Origin of the sequence: Janthinobacterium sp. NKUCC08_JDC (assembly GCF_019345575.1) — a bacterium.
Taxonomy (GTDB): Bacteria; Pseudomonadota; Gammaproteobacteria; order Burkholderiales; family Burkholderiaceae_D; genus Janthinobacterium; species Janthinobacterium aestuarii.
The window spans coordinates 136,920-151,260 of record NZ_JAHKQW010000002.1 but is presented as its reverse complement, the minus strand read 5'-3'; the positions used below and the strand labels follow the sequence as shown (position 1 = coordinate 151,260).

Genomic DNA, 14,341 nt, shown 5'->3' with positions numbered 1-14,341 from the left:
ATGCTCAGCCCAGCCGACCTTCCCAACGATATCGATGCCTTGAAGGCATTGCTGTTGGCCAGCGAGCGTCTGCTGCAAGAGCGGGACGAGCAACTGGCCTGCATGGCCGAACAACTGAACACGCGCGCCGTCGAGATCGAGCACCTCAAGCTGCAGATCGCCAAATTGCGGCGCATGCAGTTCGGCCGCAAGTCGGAAAAACTGGATCATCAAATCGAGCAGCTGGAGTTGCAACTGGAAGACCTGCAGGCCGACGAGGCCGAGACGGCGCGCGAGATGCCGGCGGCCGACCAGGCACCGCGCAAGAAGTCGGTGCGCCGTCCTTTGCCCGATCATTTGCCACGAGACGAGAAGGTCTATGCGCCCGCCGATGCTTGCCCGGCCTGCGGTGGCGGCCTGCGGCCGCTGGGCGAGGACGTGGCCGAGCAACTGGAGTTCGTGCCGGCCAGCTTCCGCGTGATCCGTCATGTGCGCCCCAAACTGGCGTGCGCCTGCTGCGACGCCATCGTCCAGGCGCCGGCGCCAAGCCGTCCAATCGAGCGCGGCATAGCCGGCCCCGGCCTGCTCGCGCACATCCTGGTGGCCAAGTTCGCCGATCATCTTCCGCTGTATCGCCAGTCCGTCATTTACGCCCGCGAAGGCGTTGACTTGGATCGTGCGTTGCTGGCGAGTTGGGTCGGCGCGGCCAGCGCATTGCTGCGTCCGTTGGTCGACGCCGTGCGGCGCCATGTGCTGGCGGCATCGAAGCTGCACGCCGACGATACCCCGATCCCGGTGCTGGCGCCCGGTAACGGTAAAATCAAAACCGCGCGTCTATGGACCTACGTGCGCGACGACCGGCCAGCCGGCGATACGACACCGCCAGCGGTCTGGTTTGCCTACACGCCCGACCGCAAGGGCATCCATCCGCAGAATCACTTGGCCAAATTCGAAGGCGTGCTGCAAGCCGATGCCTACGCCGGCTTCAACGCGCTTTACGAGGATGGTACGATCCAGGAAGCAGCCTGCTGGGCGCACGCGCGGCGAAAATTCTACGACTTGCACGAAGCCAGACCTTCCGAACTGACGACCGAAGCCTTACGCCGCATCGGCGAACTGTACGTGATCGAAGCGAAGATCCGTGGCAAGCCACCGAGCGAGCGACAGCAGGTACGACAAGCCAAGGCTAAGCCGCTGATCGAAGACATGGAACGATGGTTCCGAGGCATGCTTGAGAAGCTCTCACGCAAGTCCGATACGTCGGCGGCAATCCTGTACGCACTCAATCTTTGGCCCGCGCTGGCGCGCTACTGCGATGACGGCCAAATCGAGATCGACAACTCCGCCGCAGAACGCGCTCTGCGTGGGGTGGCCATCGGTCGCCGCAACTACCTGTTTGCTGGCGCCGGCACAGGCGGCGAACGCGCTGCCGCCATCTACTCGCTGATCGGGACGGCCAAGCTGAACGGTGTCGACGCCGAGGCTTGGTTACGCCATGTGCTAGCCCACATCGCCGATCATCCCGTCAACCGTGTTGACGAGTTCCTGCCATGGCATTGTGCCGAACAGTTGGCAGCTTCTTGAAAACACAGCGCTTTCCAAAGGTGTGGCGCCAACTTCGACAGCCGTTTTACTTTTCGTCTTCGGTCGTAAAAGGAAATGCACCAATAAATATTGGGTCGTCTGCAATCTGGCGCGTAACCTTTGTAGGATCATAGTGAAAATCGTACTGCAGAACTACCCAACGCGCTTGGAAAACCCCTTTTTTTTCGGCGGCCTGTAGAACATTGTCCGTAAATGATTTGGAGTAGGAAACGTCCTTAAGCAACGCTTGCAACGGCACCTCTTCAAAATCGAAATTGTTCCCTTCTTGATCGCTGAGTCGGTAATATCCGACGCCACAAAGGTCTTGCAATACGTCGATCTCAGATTCAAGCCGTGGTTCAATCTTGCCCGCCCAAACCGACACGAAGCCTTTTCTATCAAAGCCCTGGTCGTAAAAATCATCATCATCAGATCGATCTGGTTTTGTCATTTTCCCTCAACGTGAATTTTGAAATCGATATCCAATTATGCCCCAAGCAGTAGAGACGGTGCTGCGAAGACGCTTACCCAACAAGAGGCCATCGTCGCGCATCAACGCAGGCACGCCGAAGCGTCCTTGTTGATAGAGGCTGCGCCAGCTGAACGCCGTGTTCGCGCGATGCCAGCGACCAAGACGCCCGGTTCGAGCGACAACGCCACCAACGCGCGCTTGAACTCCAACGAGTGCTGCCGAGAATGGCCGCGCGTATTCGTCGAAATGATCGGTTGAAAATTTGTGTCCATAATCATAATTTGTGGGCACAAATGTTGTGCCAAAATTCGATCATGGATGACGGTGGTCAGGCAGTCCAGACGGCGCTGGGAAGACGCTTACTGCATTCCGGCAAGGCCGTCTGCAGCAGATGGTACATCTGCTGCTCGCGCGCCGTCATGACGGGCTTTCTTTGCAGCTTCAATGGCCTGCGGGACTTGGCCGCCTGACGCGTGACCAGCATGGCAAAGAACAGGATCAAGGCCGCGATGGCGAGCAGGACGGTGTAGGAAGGCATAAGCTGGCACCAATATGGACGAGTCCTGATGGTACGCGAGTAGCGGCGCGTTTTCGTGCCGCTGCCAGCGTATTTCAGGTGGTGCGCTTGTTGGCGATCAAGCCTGTTTCAAGTTCACCGGTATCACGTCCAGCGCCGGCACGATGTCATGCAGGCTGGCCACTTCATAGGTGGGAATGGCGGCCGAGGTATTGGCCATGCTGTCCGGGTTGAACCAGCAGCTGGCTATGCCGTAGCGGTTGGCGCCCAGGATGTCGGCGTCCAGGCGGTCGCCGATGATGATGGTCGTATCCTTGCTGAATGCGCGCGCCATGTTGGCGGCGTATTCGAAGAAGCGCACGTCCGGCTTGGCATGGCCGCACGCTTCGGAGGTGGCGACGAAGGAGATGTAGTCGCTCAGGCCGGAGGCGGCGATGCGGCGGTTCTGGATGGAGTCGACGCCGTTGGTGATGATGCCCACTTCGCCGATACGCGACAGCATTTCACACACTTCTTTGGCGCCATCGATGAGCACGACCGTGTCCGGCAGGGAGTCCAGATATAAACGGCTGGCCAGTTCCGGATCGATGGCGATGCCGTTCAGCGCAAACGTCTTGCGGAAGCGCTCCACTTTCAGGAAATCTTTGGTCACGTCACCCGTTTCGAAACGTCTCCACAGGTCGACGTTGATCGCCTGGTATTGGGAAAACAGCGCGTCGATGTTGTCGCGCAAGCCCAGTTCGTGCATGGTGTGCAGGAACGAGCGTTTTTCGGAGGCCCGGAAGTCGAGCAGGGTATCGTCGAGGTCAAACAGGAATAGCTTGTATTTCATGGCGTGTCATTGAAAGGAACTTGTCTTGCATCGTAGCACGTAGCGATGAGTTCGGTTTGCCGTGCCCTGCGCTGGCGATCCACCACGACCGCTGCCAGACTTGTCACACGCACTCCGTTTTTTCCCATGAGCATGCATGAGAAATTCGGCCCAGCGTACTATTTGCACTGAAAACTTATTATTTTCGTTCGCTGTTGGATAGCTGAGGTGCACTGTTTGACTCCCGGCAAATCCAAGCGCAGGTAGCGTTCGGTACCGGCATACAGGCAGTCCACTTGAAACAGATAGTGGGGGGCATCGAAATTGATATTCCAGCGTTGATACAAGGTGCCGGCTCGTGTCCACTCCCTGTCTGGTGCCAGGATAGGCAAGGCGGCGCCGTTCGCTGGCGGCTGATTCGCCGGATAGGACAGCACGCGCACGCTGTCGAGCCTGGCGGCTGGCAGGTCCCAGGTCAATGGAGCTGCTTGCGGGCAAGAAAAAGGGGCTGCTGCAGTTGGCTGCATCGTCGTGACCGCGATAGCCAATGCCAGCAGTGCGAGCGGCTTCATTCGACCACCGAATAGATTTCGGGGCGATCAAAGCGACGAGGCACGGGCGCCAGTGAGGTGCCTGGCGAGGGTGACGCATTCGCCATTTCCTACGATCTCTTTTTGCTTTGCATAGTCGGCACGCGCAATGTAGGGCATAGCGTTTCTCTCTGTGGTTGACGGTAGAGAGAGCGTACGCAAGATGCGGGCCGGTATCTTGATGTGCGCCAGGGCAATACGACGCATTGACGTGTGTTATGGCCCCGCCTGGCGCACGGGCAACCTTACATATCCACCCACCAGTTGAGCAAGGTTTCATCATCGTCGTCATCGAGGTTGACGTAGATGTTGGCGAAGTACCACTCCACGCCCGTCGCTTCGCGGAAGGCGTCGAAGGGACCGTTGACGTTGTAGATGCCGTGATGCCCCGGCACGCTGAAGGTGAGGTTGCCCTTGTACTGGCCGTCCATGGTGCCGCCCAGCTGGCTTTGCACGTCGCGTTCGAGCTGGTCCACTGCCTCTTGCGACACGTCGTCGGCGTAGATCTGGATGCAGAAGTTGCCGCCGCGTTTTAATACTTCGGCGGGGGCGAGCGGGTCGGCGATGCTGACGATGTCGCCGCGTGCCAGGTTCAGGGTCAGGCCGGGCGAGGCCAGCAGTTCGTAGACGTGCTCGTCGATCTGGCGTGCCGGCAGGGTCTCATACACGGGGCCGTCGGTGTTTTCGCCTGCCAGTACGCGGATGTGCGGCAAGCCTTCGCAATTGATGTCTTCCATTCATTCTTTCATGGTGCCGGCGCGCCGCGCTGTTGGGCGCGCCAGATAGGGGAATACCAATATTGTACCGGGTGCGTGCCTGCTGGGGCCGCACCTGCCGCAGGCAGTTCGCCCGGTGGTTCAGACTGGCGGCGTGGCCAGGAAGGCAGGCAGGGTTTCCGCCGAGCGCGTGTAGGCGTGGATGGCCGGGTAGTCGGCCGGTTTGACGATATCGGGCGTTTCCAGCTGGGCGAAGCTCCAGCCGACGGCGATGGTCACGCCCGCCTGGTCGATGGTGCCCGTCTCGCCAGGCAGAGGCAGGCGCGCGCATTCCTGTTCCAGCAGGTTCCACGCGGCGTGCAATTGCATGCTGACCCGTTCCAGCCACGGCGCGTGCTGCTTGTCGAGCGGACGCAGCTTGCGCTCATAGACGATTTGTACAGCTTTTTCATAGGCGGCCAGCGCCAAGCCTGTCAAGCGCAGTGCGCGCACGCTGTTGGCGAGGTCAGGGATGGAGGTGGCGGGGCGCAGCAGCGACAGATAGTGCAGGATCAAGGTGGAATCCATCAGCACTTGCCCGTCGTCCAGGACCAGGGTCGGTACCTTGATGACGGGGTTGATCTCGCGCACGGCATCCATGTTGCGGAACACGGACAGCGGCAAGTGCTCGTAGTTAATGCCCTGCAGTTGCAAACAGATGGCGACCCTGCGCACATAGGGCGAGTCGAGCATGCCGATCAGTTTCATGGCCAGTCTCCGGGAAGTCAGCGGGAGTGTCTACGATACCCGCTTGCCTGCCCGTTTGCCAGCATGGTGCTTAATTGTGTGCGCTGATGCCGCTGCGGAATTGTTCGAAACCGGCGCGGGCTGCCTTGTAGCAATTGCCGGCGGCCGCTTCCAGGCCTTCGCGGTCGAGTACTTCGACCGTGCCGCGGCGGTACTGGATCAAGCCTTCGTCCTGCAGCTTGCGGGCTGTGACGGTGATGCTTTCGCGGCGCACGCCCAGCATGTTGGCCATGGTGTCTTGCGTTACCTTCAGCTCGTTCGACAGCGAACGGTCGAGGCGGTCCAGCAGCCAGCGGCACAGTTTTTGTTCGATGCTGCAATGGCGGCCGCCCACCACGTTCTGCGCCATTTGCGCAAACATGGCGCTGGTGTAGCGCATCAGTAATTGCGCCAGGGCGCCGCCTTCATTGAACACTTCGCGCAGGAAGGCCGTTTTCAGGCGGTAGCCGTAGCCGGCCGTTTGCACGATGGCGGTGCAGGTGGCGCGCTCGGCTTCGTACAGCACCACGCCGGCCACGCCTTCGCGGCCAACGACGGCGATCTCGGTGGTGGCGCCGTCTTCCATCACATACAGCAGAGAAACGATGGCGTTGGTGGGGAAGTACGTGTATTCAATCTTGCCGCCGCAATCGAACAGGTGCTTGCCGGCAGGCAAAGCGACCAATTCCAATTGGCAAAACAGGCGCTCCAGATCGGCGCGCGACAAGGCGCGCAGCAATTCGTTCTGTTGCGCACCCGTGATGCTGATCATCGGTGTGGCGGGCGCGGCTTGCCAGTTGTGCTGGGCGGCTGCGTGGGCATTCGTTGCTGGTGTCAGGTTGCTATAAGCTTTGTACATGGTAGGGCCTCGTCTTCTGATTTTGTTGGATGGCGCTGCTTTTATGGCTTGCTAGCGTTGTGCTGAATCTTGTATCCACTATAGAACCAGGGGGCGCCGGCGGGCATCGGATGAGCCGACGTGCTTATGTAGGCTAGGAACATTGCCTCGTGTCATCCGACTCCTACGCCTGCTACTGTATTTTTCCTTGTGGAAACAAACGTGTTTGGGCAAAAAATGCCGTGCTGCCCGCTATGCGCGAACTTTGGCCGTATGTCGCGATCAAACCACTCTGCGCTGCAGTACGACGGTGATAAAATGTTGCATTGCGGAAATTCGATTTGTGTGCCGGTATGAACTTGCTCTCCATCACTGCTCACTTTGTCCCGTTTGTTTAATGAAGGAAAGCAACGCATGAAATGGTTTTTTGATTTGAAAATTGCCACCAAGCTGATCTTGTCGTTTGGCGGCGTGCTGCTGTTGACGGCGGCCTTGGGCGTGTCGGCGATCTTGTCCATGGCGCGCATCAATACCGCGTCGACCGACCTGTCCGACAACTGGATGCCCAGCGTGCTGACGGCCATGAATATGCGCAGCGATGTCAGCGATTTCCGCCGCTGGGAGCTGGCGCACATGCTGGCCGCGCAGGATGCCGACATGGCGCAGAACGAAACGCGCATGACGGAAACCCAGGCCAAGTTGAAGGCCGATGCCGACAAGTACCGAAGCCTGATTTCCGCAGCGGGCGAGAAGGAAGTGTTCGAGCGCTTCCTGGCGCTCAACGATGAATTCATGCGTCTGCATGCAACCATGCTGAGCCTGTCGCGCGAGATGAAAAAGGAAGAGGCGCGCGCGCTGGCTGTGGGGCCGTCGGCCAAGGTCATGACGGACATGATGGCGGCCCTCGATAAACTGGTGTCGATTAACACGGACGGCGGCGTGCGCTCGAGCGCCAGCGCCGATGCAACCTATGCGGCCTCGCGCGCCAGCCTGATCGGCTTGGTGGTAGGTATCGTCGTCATCGGCATGTTGCTGGCGCTGTGGGTGGCGCGCAGCGTGGCGCGTCCGCTGATCGAGGCCGTCGGCGTGGCGCGCCAGGTGGCCGCTGGCGATCTGACCGCACAGATCGTTGTGCAATCGCAAGACGAAACGGGGCAGTTGATGCAGGCCCTGAAAGACATGAATGCCAGCCTGCAAAAGCTGGTGGGCCAGGTACGCAGCGGCACCGATACCATCGCCACGGCGTCGAGCCAGATCGCGGCCGGCAACCAGGATCTGTCGTCGCGCACGGAAGAGCAGGCCAGTTCGCTGGAAGAAACAGCTTCGTCGATGGAAGAGCTGACGTCGACCGTGAAGCAGAATGCGGACAATGCGCGCCAGGCCAACACCATGGCGCAGACCTCGTCGAGCATCGCCATCGAGGGCGGCAAGGTCGTCGGCGAAGTGGTGGGCACGATGGCGTCGATCAACGAATCGTCGCGCAAGATTGTCGACATCATCGCCGTCATCGACGGCATTGCTTTCCAGACCAATATCCTGGCCCTGAATGCGGCCGTCGAGGCGGCGCGTGCGGGTGAGCAGGGGCGCGGCTTTGCCGTCGTGGCCACGGAAGTGCGCAACCTGGCGCAACGCTCGGCCGCGGCAGCCAAGGATATCAAGGTCCTGATCGGCGATTCGGTCGAGAAAGTCGAGGCGGGCTCGAAACTGGTGGACCAGGCGGGCCGCACGATGGATGACATCGTTGCCAGCATCACCCGCGTGACGGACATCATGAGCGAGATCACGGCCGCCAGCAGCGAGCAGAGCGCCGGTATTGAGCAAGTTAACCAGGCCATCGCCCAGATGGACCAGGTGACGCAGCAAAATGCGGCCCTGGTGGAAGAGGCGGCCGCGGCAGCCGAATCGATGCAGGAACAGGCTGCCAGCCTGAGCGCCGTCGTCAGCGTCTTCAAGCTTGACGTGGCCAGCGCCGCCGCGAACCGGCCGCGCGCACCCGTCACCGTCACCGTCAAGACGCCGGCAACCGTGACGCCGGCACCGGCGCCGCGTCAACTGGCCAGCACGGCGCGTCGCGCGGCACCAGTCGATGAGTGGGAAAGCTTTTAAGTGAATGAAGTCAAGCGCGCTTGCGCGGCTTCTTGACGCCTGGGGCCGCGGGCGCGGCAGCGGCTTGCTGGCGCTGTTGCCAGGCCCTCAGGGCCTCTTCGTAGGCGGCCAGGTCTTCCTGGTACATTTCCAGCACGCAAAAGGTGCAACCGCTATGGCAGCACTCGTCATTGCCCGGTTTGCTGGGTGGCTGCGGTTGCGGATCGTGGGCTAAGGGCGGGGTGGACATGGTGAGGGCAGGGGATGGAGCGGCAGGGATCGGAGCAGGCATTGGAACGGCATCATACGGCATCATACGGCATTCCCGCAGGCCATTGCTGGAATGCTTTTTGCTCAAAAATCACGGTTTCCGTGTACAGTTGCGGTGAATTAGGGTATCGTTTACAGCACTGATATTGTATCTTCTGCGCGCGATGTTCCGCCGGCGCGATCTCCGCCGCCATCGCAGCACATCTCTTCGACGCTCCCGCATACGCCATCCAGCATGTCCCGGAGCACAGAGGTGCCGCAAGAACAATGATCCATGGCTTGCAAGACGGAGCTGCCTGTGCCCCGAAATGTTGTTTATTGAGAAAGCATGGCTTCCGCAGTGCGGAGGCACACCAGAAAATTTATGTCTGAAACCGAATCGACTCCTACGCCCAGCCCGGCGATTGCCCCTGAAGCGGCGCCCGTCGCCGCTGCGCCTGCACCAGCACCTGCCGCATCCGCTGCTCCCAGCCTGACCTTTGCCGACTTCGGCCTCGCGCCTGAAATCCAGCGCGCACTGACCGACCAGGGCTACACCCATCCGACACCGATCCAGGAACAAGCGATTCCCGTCGTGCTGCAAGGCCGCGATGTGATGGGTGCCGCGCAAACGGGCACCGGCAAGACAGCCGGTTTTTCCTTGCCGATCATCCAGTTGCTGATGGCGCATGCCAGCAGCAGCATGTCGCCGGCACGCCACCCGGTGCGTGCGCTGATCCTCACGCCGACGCGTGAACTGGCGGTGCAGGTGGCCGAAAACGTCAAGGCCTACGCCCAGCACACGCCGCTGCGTTCGACCGTCGTCTTCGGCGGCATGGACATGAAGCCGCAAACCGTCATCCTGCGCGGCGGCGTGGAAATCGTCATCGCCACGCCAGGCCGCCTGCTCGACCATATCGAGCAAAAGAACATCAGCCTGAGCCAAGTACAGATGCTGGTCATGGATGAAGCGGACCGCATGCTGGACATGGGCTTTTTGCCGGACTTGCAACGCATCATCAACTTGCTGCCGAAGCAGCGCCAGAACCTGATGTTCTCGGCCACGTTCTCTCCAGAAATCAAGAAACTGGCCGCCACCTTCCTCAACGATCCGCTGACGATCGAAGTGGCGCGCAGCAATCAGACGGCCGACAAGGTCACGCAAGTGGTCTACAAGGTCACGGAAGACCAGAAGCATGCCCTGGTCGCCCATCTGCTACGCCAACGCGACCTGAAGCAGGTCATCGTCTTCTCGAACACCAAGATTGGCGCTTCGCGCCTGGCCCGCGTGCTGGAGCAGGAAGGCATGAGCGCCACGGCGATTCACGGCGACAAGAGCCAGCAGGAACGCATGGCGGCGCTGGAAGCGTTCAAGAAGGGCGAGATCGACGTGCTGGTGGCCACCGACGTGGCGGCGCGCGGCCTGGATATTTCCGACCTGCCTTGCGTCATCAACTTCGACTTGCCGTACAACGCGGAAGACTATGTGCACCGTATCGGCCGCACGGGCCGTGCCGGCGCCTCGGGCGACGCCATCTCGATCTACTCGGATAAAGACGAGCGCTTGCTGGCCGATATCGAGAAACTCATCAAGCAAAGCATCAAGCGCGGCGAATTGACGGGCTTCAATCCCGCTCCTGCCCGCAGCAGCGACAGCGAGCGCCGCCCACCGCGCCGCACCGAAGGTGGCGAGGCGCGTCCCGCACGCGCCCCGGAGAGCCGCCATGCCGGCGAGAGCCGCGACAGCCGTTCCGCCGAGCGCGGTGCGCGTCCCGCCTTTGGTCCTGGCGCCCGCCGCGAGAAGGCCGATCCCTGGTTCCTGAAGCCATATGAGCCCGCCAAAGCAGCCGCTCCCGCTGCCGCCAGCATGGCGCCTGCCGCAGCCAAGCCGAAGCAGAAGGTGGCAGCGTTGTTGGGTGGGTTGCTGAAGCAGTAATACGATACGGCAAGTTGCCCTGCTTGTGCGCTATAAAAATAAAAGGCTTGAACTGAGAGAAACCCCGAAAGTTGCTGTCAACTTTCGGGGTTTCTGTACGTAGGAGACACGCATTGACAAGATCGCGGCGGTTGCAATGCACATGCACATGCACACTTCATCATGTCATTGTGCAAAACTGCGATATGCTCAGGATTTAACGCTGGCGGCCTGCCGCCGGCATTGCTTGGCGACGTAGTACCGTCGAGTGAACGTTTCGTTGCCATGGCATGCTTCGCTCCCTTCGAAATAGCCTGCCACAGCTTTGGTAGTGACTTTGCCTACACCCTCTTAGCCTCGTAATTTGAGGATGTTATTGCGGGACCAGTTACGTACGGTGACAAAGAAGATAGATAATGCCAAGCCAGCAAGTATGCTTAGGGCCAAAGTGATGGTCAAACGTGCCGAGCGATTTTCTGGCAGGCTAGGGCCAGCAATGAAACGGCTTTTCTCAAGGTAGAGATTGACTGCATTTTGGTTTTCAATGGAGATCCGATTGTAAATTTCCTGAACTGCATCATCCGCCATATTCTTGCTTTTGAAGACAGCTGTCTTGAGTGGTTCCAGCGCGTGCAGGATAGCTTCGCCTGATTTTGAGCCATCAGTCAAGATCTTGGCACCATCGTAGTATTCAAGTAACAGGAGGTTTTGCTGTTTCTCGCGTTGAGCCTTGTAAATGTCTTCCTTGATTTCGCTGGTTTCCACTTCGGTACTCATCAACTGGCTAACTGGCGACAAAAAACGCGCATTGTCTTCGGTAACGGAAATCACTTGACGTGCGGACTGGTTGGCGGCATCGGGATAGCGCGAGACGATCTTTCTCAAGTCCTCGCCCTTCCGCATGGTTTTTTCCAGCTTTTCCTTGCTCAGGATGATGTCATTGTCCAGCTTGATGATCTTCGACGAAATCTCTGCACGTTTGAAGCGCAGCATATCCGAGTAAATCAGATAGACGATCGTATCCATGGTGTAACGGCCAAGCAATGCCACCGTGCGTTGCGCATCCTCGGGCTTCTTGGCGGCATAATTGATACGCAAGCCGATGACATTATTGTTGCCTTCGGTATTGTCGACGCCAAGTTCTTTGGCATCGAGTTTGGTAAATGGATAGACTGGTTCAATCCGGCTGGTGATGCCTTCGCGCGAGGCGAAATCCCGATGCAAACGCATGGCGTCGGGGTTATTTTGCATGTTGTTCTGGCGTACGAATTGAGAAAAGCGTTCATTCGTGTTGAGGGCTGCGGCATAGCGTTTGAAATCGGGGATCGCTATACCACTGGGCAGAATTTTATCTTTGTCTTTGTCTTTTAGCATTTCTTGCGCCGGAATCTTGCCGCCGAACTGGAAGAAGCCTTCGCTCTTGTAGCTGGAGGAATATAACGCCGAACCAACACCGATCACCGAGGTCGCTACCGTAACGCAGATGATTAAGCGGCGTGCATGCCACAAGCTAGCCAGAAAATCGGTGAGATTGAATCCGTCATCGATATATTCATTAATGTCCTGTGTGTCTTTCGAATTTTCCATAGTTTTCTTTAGTAAGAAGATGAATATCTTAATTCATCAAGGCCGTTTTCGGTCGGCAATATAATTTCAAATTGGGACTGCAAGGCAAGTCGTAGTGTGAGCACTTTAGAAGTCGCAACTCCTTAAAAATGTCCTGCTCTCGCTACCTTGTAACCTTTCTGGGGGGGATGCAAAGTAGGGGGCGCGCTTTAGTTCGGGCCTTTGTCGTTCATATACTCAGCCCGCTCCGTAGTGCCTATGGCGGTCGGATTTGTCGACAAATACTTCGTGTCCTGCAATGGCGGGTGTGACGATGCGGTGAGCTGGGTACGGTTTTTTTCAGCCCATATCAGGTCCTCGATACCGCATTGCGGCATATATTCTTTTACCGCACGCATCAGCAAGGTACGCACTTCTTCATAATTGAAAAGCGTGCAGGCCTTATCCATTTCAGAAAGCAGCGATTGTAATTCCGTCCACGGAACTTCCGACTCCTCGGCACGCATGATCAACGGATGTTCGGTACCTTGAACATTGTCGCCGATGAGTAATTCCTCATATAGCTTTTCGCCAGGGCGCAAGCCGACCTGAACGATTTCAATGCCATCGGGAGTAGACTTGCTTTTGACTTCCAGGCCGCTAAGGTGAACCATGCGTTCGGCCAGATCCATGATCTTTACCGGTTCGCCCATGTCAAGTACGAACACGTCGCCACCGACACCCATCGCACCAGCTTGTAATACCAGTTGCGCTGCCTCGGGAATGGTCATGAAGTAACGCGTGATTTCCGGATGGGTCAGGGTAATTGGTCCGCCAGCCTTGATTTGTTTGTGAAACAGCGGTACTACCGAGCCGGAAGAGCCCAGCACATTGCCAAAGCGAACCATGCAAAATCGTGTTGTGTTTTGCTCACGTGCGAACGCTTGCAAGATCAGTTCAGCGAGGCGCTTGGTTGTTCCCATGACATTGGTCGGACGTACTGCTTTGTCCGTCGAAATGAGCATCAGGCATTTGGTGCCTGCGGCCATTGCTGCCTGGGCAATACTAAGCGTGCCGAAGACATTGTTGCGCACCCCTTCGATGGGGTTATGTTCAACGAGCGGAACATGCTTGTATGCGGCTGCGTGATAAATCATCTCGACGTTAAACGTCCGTAAGATCCGTTCGCACTTATCCGTTTCCAGCACCGATCCAAGGAAGGGAATAATCTCCGCCTCGACATCCAGCATTTTTCTCAACGCCTGCAATTCTTGTTCAATCGAATACAGGGCAAATTCGGACATTTCCAGCAAGATCAGACGGGTCGGCCGCTGGCGCAAGACTTGCCGGCACAATTCCGAACCGATCGAGCCGCCGGCACCTGTAACCAGCACGGTTTTTCCCAGAATGCACATTGCCATCAGATCTTGATCCGCTTCCGCCGCGTCGCGTCCCAGCAGATCTTCAATCTCGATTTCGCGGATATCCTGCACGCGTGCCACCCCGTTTACCAGGCTTTTAATGGGCGCGGTAATGAGGGTCTTGATTTTCAGTGGTTCCAGGGTATCGAGTATGCGTCGATGCTGGGCTTGCGACAGTGAAGGCATTGCCACCAATATCTTGCGGATCGCTTTGCTTGCAATCAGGTCTGGCAGCGCCGTGGGGGAATAGACACGGATACCGGCGAGCGTTGCACCTTGCAATTCCTTTTTGTCATCGATAAAAACAACCGGACGATATTCTCCGCCGTTCGACAGCGCTTGTGCCAATTGGCTGCCGGAGGAACCCGCGCCGTAGATGGCGACGGCGATACCGTGGCTCGCTCTGCTGATGTGCGTGAAGTATGCTCTGGCCATGAAGCGGCTTGCTGCCACATACAGGATGGCATTGACCCAATAAATACCGAATACGCCGCGGGATATGCCATTGAATCCGGTGGTCAATGCGGTTATTGCCAGGAGCAAGACAACGGACAGGGTGACCCCGGTCAGGACGACATAAGCAATTTTGTAGTCGATATAGCGAACTACCGCACGGTATAGTCCCAGGCGGATAAAGATTGGAATTGAGATGAGTGGTGCTGCCACGATCAGCCATAAATATGGCTTAAACAGGGCAAAACTGAGATCGTCAAAACGCAACAAAACACTGATGCAAAAAGTCAACGGTAAAAAAAACATATCGACCATGACTGCGACGATCTGCTTTTGCCAGCGCGAAAAATTCAATAAAGAATTCATTAATTATTACTCATCTAAAAAAAACACAACGCATT

At 57.9% G+C, this 14,341-nt stretch carries 13 protein-coding genes; 3 read left to right on the top strand and 10 right to left on the bottom strand.

Annotation, left to right across the window (positions count from 1 at the left end):
* The gene (locus tag KO538_RS06655) at window positions 1-1,563 is read left to right on the top strand and encodes an IS66 family transposase (RefSeq protein ID WP_219327833.1); all 1,563 of its coding nucleotides are present in this window, start codon (window positions 1-3) and stop codon (window positions 1,561-1,563) included.
* Window positions 1,564-1,609: 46 nt separating this feature from the next.
* On the opposite strand, the gene KO538_RS06650 is transcribed toward KO538_RS06655, so the two are convergent.
* The 7 genes from KO538_RS06650 to KO538_RS06620 form a co-directional block, all read right to left on the bottom strand.
* On the bottom strand, window positions 1,610-2,014 hold the full coding sequence (locus KO538_RS06650; protein WP_176384216.1) for a hypothetical protein: 405 nt from the start codon (window positions 2,012-2,014) through the stop codon (window positions 1,610-1,612).
* A 349-nt stretch (window positions 2,015-2,363) separates the two neighbouring features.
* Window positions 2,364-2,573 (bottom strand): hypothetical protein, encoded by a 210-nt coding sequence (locus tag KO538_RS06645; RefSeq protein WP_219327832.1) that lies wholly within the window; start codon window positions 2,571-2,573, stop codon window positions 2,364-2,366.
* A 97-nt stretch (window positions 2,574-2,670) separates the two neighbouring features.
* On the bottom strand, window positions 2,671-3,384 hold the full coding sequence (locus tag KO538_RS06640; protein ID WP_219327831.1) for a YjjG family noncanonical pyrimidine nucleotidase: 714 nt from the start codon (window positions 3,382-3,384) through the stop codon (window positions 2,671-2,673).
* Between the two features lie 158 nt (window positions 3,385-3,542).
* Window positions 3,543-3,935: an STY0301 family protein gene (locus KO538_RS06635; RefSeq protein ID WP_139143258.1), complete on the bottom strand. Its 393-nt coding sequence runs from the start codon at window positions 3,933-3,935 to the stop codon at window positions 3,543-3,545.
* Window positions 3,936-4,198: 263 nt separating this feature from the next.
* Entirely contained in the window at window positions 4,199-4,690 is a 492-nt protein-coding gene (locus KO538_RS06630) for a DUF4265 domain-containing protein (RefSeq protein ID WP_128142020.1), read from the bottom strand.
* 120 nt (window positions 4,691-4,810) lie between these two features.
* Window positions 4,811-5,416, bottom strand: a complete 606-nt coding sequence (locus tag KO538_RS06625; RefSeq protein ID WP_219327830.1) for a glutathione S-transferase — start codon at window positions 5,414-5,416, stop codon at window positions 4,811-4,813.
* Window positions 5,417-5,486: 70 nt separating this feature from the next.
* A complete protein-coding gene (locus KO538_RS06620; protein WP_034747863.1) occupies window positions 5,487-6,206 on the bottom strand; it encodes a Crp/Fnr family transcriptional regulator in 720 nt (239 codons plus the stop codon).
* A 480-nt stretch (window positions 6,207-6,686) separates the two neighbouring features.
* Between KO538_RS06620 and KO538_RS06615 the strand changes: the two genes are divergently transcribed.
* Window positions 6,687-8,378, top strand: coding sequence for a methyl-accepting chemotaxis protein (locus tag KO538_RS06615; protein ID WP_219327829.1), 1,692 nt, complete (start codon window positions 6,687-6,689; stop codon window positions 8,376-8,378).
* A gap of 10 nt (window positions 8,379-8,388) precedes the next feature.
* On the opposite strand, the gene KO538_RS06610 is transcribed toward KO538_RS06615, so the two are convergent.
* Window positions 8,389-8,607 carry an oxidoreductase-like domain-containing protein gene (locus KO538_RS06610; protein ID WP_083292492.1) on the bottom strand — a complete coding sequence of 73 codons (219 nt, stop codon included), beginning with the start codon at window positions 8,605-8,607 and terminating at the stop codon, window positions 8,389-8,391.
* A 384-nt stretch (window positions 8,608-8,991) separates the two neighbouring features.
* Between KO538_RS06610 and KO538_RS06605 the strand changes: the two genes are divergently transcribed.
* Window positions 8,992-10,542, top strand: coding sequence for a DEAD/DEAH box helicase (locus KO538_RS06605; RefSeq protein ID WP_219327828.1), 1,551 nt, complete (start codon window positions 8,992-8,994; stop codon window positions 10,540-10,542).
* A 330-nt stretch (window positions 10,543-10,872) separates the two neighbouring features.
* On the opposite strand, the gene KO538_RS06600 is transcribed toward KO538_RS06605, so the two are convergent.
* Both KO538_RS06600 and KO538_RS06595 read right to left on the bottom strand, forming a co-directional pair.
* A complete protein-coding gene (locus KO538_RS06600; RefSeq protein WP_219327827.1) occupies window positions 10,873-12,108 on the bottom strand; it encodes a lipopolysaccharide biosynthesis protein in 1,236 nt (411 codons plus the stop codon).
* A gap of 188 nt (window positions 12,109-12,296) precedes the next feature.
* Window positions 12,297-14,306: a nucleoside-diphosphate sugar epimerase/dehydratase gene (locus KO538_RS06595; protein WP_219327826.1), complete on the bottom strand. Its 2,010-nt coding sequence runs from the start codon at window positions 14,304-14,306 to the stop codon at window positions 12,297-12,299.
* Window positions 14,307-14,341 lie beyond the last annotated feature (35 nt).